Genomic DNA, 7,559 nt, shown 5'->3' with positions numbered 1-7,559 from the left:
GGATTGACTTGGTTCATACGTGACCGTTCTCCAGAAAAACGCGATCAGAAGTAAGGTTAACATGATCAATATTTGCGCAAGTCGTGCTGGTGTGAGCTTTTGAGCTGGCATGAATGTGTATTCTCCGTGTAACAAAGTTCAAAGTTTTGAAATAAAAGAGCAAAACCTGAACGACAGTAAGGTTACTACCCTGTCATTGAATTGTTAATTGCAGTATAGTTGTCGGCTGAAAATGCCACTTTTTGTTAAAGCCTGCAAGATACACCAAACGCCTGAAATGGCATAGTTTTCTTAAGGGTTTGGGGGGCATTGCGACGTTTTTGTCGTGTTGGAAGTAAAGTGTAGTTAATTAGAAATTGGAAGCATGCAAATGAGCCAAGAAAAGCAGCTTGAGCAAAACTACAACTATACGGTCGTCCGTCAGTTCACCCTGGTCACCATCTTATGGGGTATTGTCGGTATGGGCGTTGGTGTTTTGATTGCCGCTCAGTTAGTTTGGCCACAGCTAAACTTTGATACGCCGTGGTTGACGTACAGTCGTTTACGTCCGTTGCATACTAATGCGGTTATTTTTGCGTTTGGTACAAGTGCCCTGTTTGCAACATCTTACTATGTTGTGCAGCGTACCTGTCAGACACGTCTGTTTGGTGGTCCACTGGCAGCCTTCACCTTTTGGGGTTGGCAGGCAGTAATTCTTTCTGCAGCCATTTCTTTACCTTTGGGTTACACCACAAGTAAAGAATACGCTGAACTGGAATGGCCAATTGATATCGCGATCGCGATTGTTTGGGTCGCTTACGCCGTAGTGTTCTTTGGCACTCTGGTTAAGCGTAAGACCTCTCACATTTATGTAGCGAACTGGTTCTTCGGAGCCTTCATCATCACGGTTGCTGTTCTTCACATTGTGAACAGTATGGCAATTCCGGTATCAATGATGAAATCGTACAGTATTTACTCTGGCGCCGTTGATGCAATGGTTCAGTGGTGGTACGGCCACAACGCCGTAGGTTTCCTGCTGACCGCTGGTTTCCTAGGTATGATGTACTATTTCGTTCCTAAGCAAGCTGAACGCCCTGTTTATTCTTACCGCCTATCTATTGTTCACTTCTGGGCACTGATATCCCTGTATATCTGGGCCGGTCCTCACCACCTTCACTATACTGCTTTGCCAGACTGGACTCAGTCCGTTGGTATGGTGATGTCGCTGGTACTGTTTGCGCCTTCTTGGGGCGGTATGATCAACGGTATTATGACGCTATCTGGTGCGTGGCATAAACTGCGCTACGATCCTATCTTGCGTTTCCTAATCGTTTCTCTGTCCTTCTATGGCATGTCGACCTTCGAAGGTCCGATGATGTCTATTAAGACGGTCAATGCCCTTTCTCACTACACTGACTGGACGATTGGTCACGTTCACTCGGGTGCATTGGGTTGGGTTGCAATGGTATCAATTGGTTCGGTTTACCACTTGATTCCTCGTCTGTTTGGTCAAGAGCGCATGTACTCTGTCGGTTTGGTCAACACCCACTTCTGGCTGGCGACCATCGGTACTGTTCTGTACATCGTTGCTATGTGGATCTCTGGCGTGATGCAAGGCCTGATGTGGCGTGCAGTAAACTCAGACGGTACGCTCACTTACAGCTTCGTTGAATCTGTACAGGCGTCTTACCCGTTCTACACGGTTCGTTTTATTGGTGGATTCATCTTCCTGTCAGGTATGTTCCTGATGGCGTACAACACCTACAAAACCCTTTCTGCGCCTAAACATAGCCTTAAAGCTATTCAGCAACCGGCATAAGGAGATTTAAGAATGAGCAGTAATTCGAACAATCGCCACGAAGTTGTTGAACGTAATGTTGGCTTGCTGGCTATCGGCATCGTGTTTGCGATCAGTCTTGGGGCGTTGGTGGAAATCACGCCGCTGATTTTCCAGAAACAAACCACAGAACCGGTTGAAAACCTGAAGCCTTATACAGCGCTACAGATGGAAGGTCGTGATATCTACATCCGTGAAGGCTGTAACGTATGTCACAGCCAGATGGTGCGTCCATTCCGTTCAGAAACAGAGCGTTATGGCCATTACTCTGTGGCTGGGGAAAGTGTTTGGGAACACCCATTCCTGTGGGGCTCTAAACGTACTGGCCCGGATTTGGCTCGTGTAGGTGGTCGTTACTCTGATGAGTGGCACCGTGTCCACCTGACTGACCCTCGAGAGTTGGTTCCTGAGTCAAACATGCCAGGTTTCCCTTGGCTGGCTGAGAATACGCTTGACGGCAAGTACACTCAGAAAAAACTGGAACTATTCCGCGATAAATTTGGTGTTCCTTACACAGATGAGCAAATCGCTAATGCAGCGAAAGACGTAGAAGGTAAAACAGAGATGGATGCACTCATCGCTTATCTTCAGTCTCTTGGTCATTCAATGAAGTAAGGAGGGATTATGGACATCGGTACTATTCACAGTATTTGGACCATAGTGATATTTGTTTGCTTTATCGGCGTGGTTTGGTGGGCTTTCGGCAAAAGCCGTAAAAGCCGCTTTGAAGAAGACGCCAATATGATTTTTGCAGACGAAGAACAAGCACCCTCTAAAGAACATGGAGTGACTAAGTAATGACTACATTTTGGAGTCTTTGGATCATCATCATTACTGTCGGTACGCTCGTTGGCTGTGCTGCACTGCTCTTCTGGTGCCTGAAAGATAAAATGGGTGTGGAAGAAGGTGACGACATGGGCCACGAGTACGACGGTATTCGTGAGTTGAACAACCCTCTGCCGAAATGGTGGAGCTACCTTTTCGTAAGTACGTTCATTTTTGCCGCCGTTTATCTGACTCTTTATCCGGGTCTGGGTAGTTTCAAAGGCGTGCTGGGCTGGCAGAGCTCGGATCAAACCGTTCGTTCAATTGAGCAATCTCGTGAATCTATCGCGAAAGCTCAACAGAGCAAAGAACTGGTTCAATATGCTAAAGAGCTGGATGACGCAGATGCGTACTTTGGTGCGGCATTTAAGAAACTGGCATACACCGACAATGGTCAACTGCGCCCGATTCCGGAAATCGCAGCTGATTCTGAAGCCGTTAAAGTAGGCCAGCGTCTGTTTCTGCAGAACTGTTCTCAGTGTCACGGCTCTGATGCACGCGGTCAGAAAGGGTTTCCTAACCTAACTGATAATGCGTGGCTGTACGGCGGTGAACCAGAAGCGATTGTAACCACCATTATGCATGGTCGTATTGGCCAGATGCCTTCTTGGATCGATGCTCTCGGTGAGCAAGGTGTTCAGGAAGTGGTGAGCTACACCTTGAGCCTGTCTGGACGTTCGGTGAATGCACGTGAAGCGGAAGCGGGTAAATCGCGTTTTGTTGTCTGTGCTGCGTGTCATGGTACTGACGGCAAAGGTAACCCGGCTGTCGGTGCGCCGGATCTTACCGATCAAGATTGGTTATTCGGCGGTACTCGCGCTGACGTAACTGAAACCGTTACACATGGACGTTCTGGCGTGATGCCTGCCTGGAAGGACATTCTTGGCGAAGATAAAGTTCAATTGGTTGCTTCCTATGTCTGGAGTTTGAGTAACTCTGACAATAAGTAACATTTCAATAACAGCCCCTTTCTAAGGGGCTGTCTTTCCTATAAGTTTGTGGCCCTTTCTTTCATTTTGTCGTTGAGAACTTTTTTATGGTAAAGCCTTGGTATAAACAATTCTGGCCGTGGTTTCTAATTATTCTTCCTCTTACCGTGGTCGTTTGGACAATTCTTACAGTGATCGTTTTTTCACAAAATTCAGTGTCTCTGGTGACCGAGGATTACTATAAAAAAGGCAAGGGAATCAATATTGATCTATCGAAAATCAATGTTGCAAAAGAGCTGGGTTTGAGTGCTCAGGTCGAGTCTGATGGTCACGATATCGTGATCCGTTTTAATAAAGGCAAGCTGGACCACTATCCTGCCATTTCTGCACTGTTTGCCCATCGAACCCTGGCGGACCGAGATTTTACCCAGTTGGTCACTGCGGATGCCAAAGGTCAGTACCGCATCAAGCTGTCGGAAGAGCTTCAAGGCCCTTGGTTTATCGAACTCACCCCACATGATGACTCATGGCTAATACAAGGTCGTGTCACCTTCCCTACCACTGAAATCCTACTGATGAACTGACGCTATGTGCAAAACGTGTTATCACTGCGGTGAAGAGGTACCAGTCAACACGGACTTCAATGTTGAGATTCTTGGTGAAGTTAGAGGCATGTGTTGTCCGGGTTGCCAAACCGTCGCTCAGACTATTGTTGATAGTGGTTTGGTCTCCTACTACCAATATCGCACCGCGCCAGCGGATAAAGTGGATCTGGTTCCGGAGCAGCTTCAGACCCTGATTCACTATGACAATGATGACGTACAGACTGAATTTGTTCGTCATAATGACGATCTCTCAGAGGTGACCTTGTCACTTGAGGGGGTCTCATGTGCTGCATGTGCCTGGTTGATAGAAAAACAGGTCTCCTCTCATACCGGTGTGGTCGCGATCCGAGTCAATACAACGACCAACCGAGCGTTGCTCAAATGGAACAAAACTCAGACTCGTTTAAGTGAACTGCTTTCCGTTATTCATCAACTGGGTTACAAAGCCGCGCCATTCGAAGCCGATAAGCAGGAAGCCTCTTACCATCGATCGATGAAGCAATACCTGTATCGGTTGGGGATTGCGGGTTTGGCGACCATGCAGGTAATGATGCTGGCTGTCGCGCTGTACCTGGAAGTGTTTGGTGATTTAGATACGGAGTTTAAGAATTACTTCCGTTGGGTCAGTTTGATTTTTGCTACACCTGTGCTGCTCTACTCCGCGCTGCCGTTCTATCTCAATGCGTGGCGCAGTATTCGAGGCAGAACGCTCGGAATGGATGTTCCGGTTTCCATTGCACTCATTTTTGCCTACGTAGCCAGTTTGGTGGCGACAGTAACAGAAAAAGGCGAAGTGTTCTTCGAGTCTATCTCGATGTTCACGTTCTTCTTGTTGGTCGGACGTTTTCTCGAAATGCGTGCCCGGCGTAAAGCCGCAGCCGCAAGTGGGAATTTACTGAAACTGATACCAGCGATTGCGACCAAGCTGGACGGGACACAAATACCGGTCAAAACACTAAAGCCGGGTGACCACATTCGGGTGCTGCCGGGTGACCACGTTCCGGCGGACGGAGTTGTGTTGTCCGGACGTGTGCACATCGACGAATCCATGCTGACGGGGGAATCCGTACCAGTGGTGAAAAACACGGGCGATGCGGTATATGCCGGTACACTTAATGGCGAGGAAGCGTTTGACCTCAATGTCGCGGCCACCAAGGCTGAGTCTGTGATTTCAAACATCGTTCGTCTTCAGGACGAAGCCCAGATGTCTAAGCCGAAAATCGCCGAGATAGCGGATGTAGTTGCACGCTATTTTGTGGCCGTGATTCTGATCATTGCGGCTTTTACCTGGTGGTATTGGCATGAAACCAAACCGGAAGACGCATTTTGGATCATGTTGTCTGTGCTGGTCGCAACCTGTCCGTGTGCCCTTTCGTTGGCAACGCCGACGGCCCTGACCTGTGCGACATCGCGCATGAGCAACTTTGGTATATTGTTGCGTAAGAGTCACGTGTTTGAGACGTTGTGTAAGGTCAACCATCTGGTCGTTGATAAAACCGGCACACTCACCCACGGTGACATTGTTTTGAAAGACACCCTGGTGCATGGTAAATACAGTGCTGAGCAAGTGCTGGCCATAGCGGCGGCGTTGGAAGCCCACGCTAACCATCCGATCGCTCGTGCTTTTAAGCCCTACTTTGATCATGCCATTGAAGTGACACAGGTCGAGAACATTATCGGCTCGGGTATCGAAGGCCATTATCTTGGAAGTACGGTCCGAATTGGCAGTCCAGATTTTGTATTGCGCGATACTACGCAGTCTGTCTCGAATGGTATTTATCTCTCTTTGGATGGTGAACTTATCGCGACCTTCACCTATCAAGATCCTATTCGCAAAGAAAGTGCTCTGCTGATCGAGAAGTTTCAGCAGGCAGGTATTCAAACCACCTTGCTGACTGGCGACACTCAGCAAAACGCTGATGTGGTCGCGAATCAGATCGGTATAGACACCGTCGTGGCCGGAGCGAAACCAGAAGATAAACTGGCGTACCTGAAGTCGCTGGATAGTGGCCACATTTCGATGATGATCGGCGACGGCATCAATGATGCGCCAACTCTGGCTGGGGCCCATCTATCCGTCGCGATGGGTGGCGGTACCGATGTCGCCAAAGCGTCTGCAGACATGGTATTACTCGGTGATAAGTTGGATAAGCTACTTGAAGCGCGTAACCTGGCGCTAAAAACCCGCCGTATTATCCGCGAAAACCTTGCGTGGTCTCTGGGATACAATCTATTGATTTTGCCGTTAGCTGTGGCCGGCTTAGTTGCGCCTTATGTGGCTGTGGTCGGTATGTCTGCAAGCTCAATTATAGTAGTATCGAACTCTCTGCGTTTGCTTAAAGAAAAGGGGCGATAAAATGGAAAGCCTGTATATTCTGATTCCGATTGCGATTGTACTGGTCGCAGTCGCGGCCGCTATCTTCCTATGGGCAGTGAAGAGCGAGCAGTTTGAAGATCTAGAGCGTCAGGGACACAACATTTTGTTTGACGAAGATGAGCACCCTCAGGAGAAAGATCGGCAATGAGCCCGGATTTTCTTGGGGCCTTTGTGATTGGTGTTGTCGGCGCTGGCCATTGTATGGGTATGTGTGGTGGCTTAGCTTCCCTGCTCTCCATTGGTCAGCAATCCCATAGTAAACAACGAGTTATTCCCCTGCTTTATAATACTGGCCGCCTCATCAGTTATGCTCTGGTTGGCGCGCTTGTCGGCGGTTCTGTGTCCACATTGGCTGAAGTCAGCGAACTTAATTCCGCCTTGGTTTGGCTCCGTTTAATAGCCGCTATTTTTATGATTTTGCTGGCGTGCTATTTAGGCCGATGGTGGAATGGCTTGCTGCAAGTAGAGAAATTGGGTCAATCTGTCTGGCGCTATATCTCTCCTGTGGGCAAATCACTTCTGCCATTAAAATCCTCATTGCATGCCTTGCCATTCGGTGTGATCTGGGGCTGGTTGCCTTGCGGTTTAGTTTATTCGACACTGACCTGGTCTGCGGTTTCCGGTAGTGCGGTTAACGGCGCGCTAATCATGCTGGCATTCGGAGCAGGTACCCTTCCCGCCATGCTGTTCGTAGGCTATGGCGCCAACTATTTTCAGAAAATCCAACAGTCCGGCCTGTTTCGCAACATCAGTGTATTTTTAATCTTGGGTTATGGTGTGTATACTGCCTTCGGCGCATTAACCATTTTGTCATCTGCGGCTTAGCCAGCTGTTTTTAAGACGCTTTTTTAACTATCCTTTGTGGTTAATGGGTGCTAAAATATTGATGTAAATCAAATAGTGAAAGGTTGTTATGATTTCTGAAAAACCTGCTACAAAACGCATTCAATCTGGTGGTTGTGCCATTCACTGTCAAGATTGTAGTATCAGTCAACTCTGCATTCCGT

The 7,559-nt window shown here is 48.2% G+C and carries 8 protein-coding genes and 1 pseudogene; all 9 read left to right on the top strand.

Annotated features, from left to right (window positions below):
* The first annotated feature begins 370 nt into the window (after positions 1-370).
* Positions 371-1,798, top strand: coding sequence for a cytochrome-c oxidase, cbb3-type subunit I (ccoN, locus tag CAG65_RS10185; RefSeq protein WP_040902068.1), 1,428 nt, complete (start codon positions 371-373; stop codon positions 1,796-1,798).
* Positions 1,799-1,810: 12 nt separating this feature from the next.
* Positions 1,811-2,431, top strand: a complete 621-nt coding sequence (gene ccoO / locus CAG65_RS10180) for a cytochrome-c oxidase, cbb3-type subunit II (RefSeq protein WP_021703264.1) — start codon at positions 1,811-1,813, stop codon at positions 2,429-2,431.
* A 9-nt stretch (positions 2,432-2,440) separates the two neighbouring features.
* Positions 2,441-2,614, top strand: a complete 174-nt coding sequence (locus CAG65_RS10175; protein WP_021703265.1) for a CcoQ/FixQ family Cbb3-type cytochrome c oxidase assembly chaperone — start codon at positions 2,441-2,443, stop codon at positions 2,612-2,614.
* Entirely contained in the window at positions 2,614-3,591 is a 978-nt protein-coding gene (gene ccoP / locus CAG65_RS10170) for a cytochrome-c oxidase, cbb3-type subunit III (protein ID WP_021703266.1), read from the top strand. Before CAG65_RS10175 ends, ccoP begins: the two co-directional genes overlap by 1 nt.
* An 86-nt stretch (positions 3,592-3,677) precedes the next feature.
* Complete coding sequence (locus CAG65_RS10165) at positions 3,678-4,154, top strand: FixH family protein (protein ID WP_161448762.1); 477 nt, start codon at positions 3,678-3,680, stop codon at positions 4,152-4,154.
* Positions 4,155-4,158: 4 nt separating this feature from the next.
* Positions 4,159-6,531 carry a heavy metal translocating P-type ATPase gene (locus CAG65_RS10160; protein ID WP_161453551.1) on the top strand — a complete coding sequence of 791 codons (2,373 nt, stop codon included), beginning with the start codon at positions 4,159-4,161 and terminating at the stop codon, positions 6,529-6,531.
* Position 6,532: 1 nt separating this feature from the next.
* Positions 6,533-6,700, top strand: coding sequence for a cbb3-type cytochrome oxidase assembly protein CcoS (gene ccoS / locus CAG65_RS10155; protein WP_021703269.1), 168 nt, complete (start codon positions 6,533-6,535; stop codon positions 6,698-6,700).
* The gene (locus CAG65_RS10150; protein ID WP_161453550.1) at positions 6,697-7,377 is read left to right on the top strand and encodes a sulfite exporter TauE/SafE family protein; all 681 of its coding nucleotides are present in this window, start codon (positions 6,697-6,699) and stop codon (positions 7,375-7,377) included. Before ccoS ends, CAG65_RS10150 begins: the two co-directional genes overlap by 4 nt.
* 88 nt (positions 7,378-7,465) lie before the next feature.
* Positions 7,466-7,559, top strand: a pseudogene (locus CAG65_RS10145) (transcriptional regulator FNR); the annotation flags it as partial.

Source organism: Vibrio sp. V39_P1S14PM300 (assembly GCF_009904765.1).
GTDB lineage: Bacteria > Pseudomonadota > Gammaproteobacteria > Enterobacterales > Vibrionaceae > Vibrio > Vibrio proteolyticus.
The sequence above is the reverse complement of the archived record's forward strand: the minus strand, read 5'-3'. Positions and strand labels throughout refer to the sequence as shown.

Excerpts from the sequence above, each read along its gene's own strand:
- CAG65_RS10150 (WP_161453550.1), top strand. The coding sequence starts at position 6,697 with ATGAGCCCGGATTTTCTTGGGGCCTTTGTGATTGGTGTTGTCGGCGCT.
- CAG65_RS10175 (WP_021703265.1), top strand. The coding sequence starts at position 2,441 with ATGGACATCGGTACTATTCACAGTATTTGGACCATAGTGATATTTGTT.
- ccoO (WP_021703264.1), top strand. The coding sequence starts at position 1,811 with ATGAGCAGTAATTCGAACAATCGCCACGAAGTTGTTGAACGTAATGTT.
- CAG65_RS10165 (WP_161448762.1), top strand. The coding sequence starts at position 3,678 with ATGGTAAAGCCTTGGTATAAACAATTCTGGCCGTGGTTTCTAATTATT.
- ccoP (WP_021703266.1), top strand. The coding sequence starts at position 2,614 with ATGACTACATTTTGGAGTCTTTGGATCATCATCATTACTGTCGGTACG.
- ccoS (WP_021703269.1), top strand. The coding sequence starts at position 6,533 with ATGGAAAGCCTGTATATTCTGATTCCGATTGCGATTGTACTGGTCGCA.
- CAG65_RS10160 (WP_161453551.1), top strand. The coding sequence starts at position 4,159 with ATGTGCAAAACGTGTTATCACTGCGGTGAAGAGGTACCAGTCAACACG.
- ccoN (WP_040902068.1), top strand. The coding sequence starts at position 371 with ATGAGCCAAGAAAAGCAGCTTGAGCAAAACTACAACTATACGGTCGTC.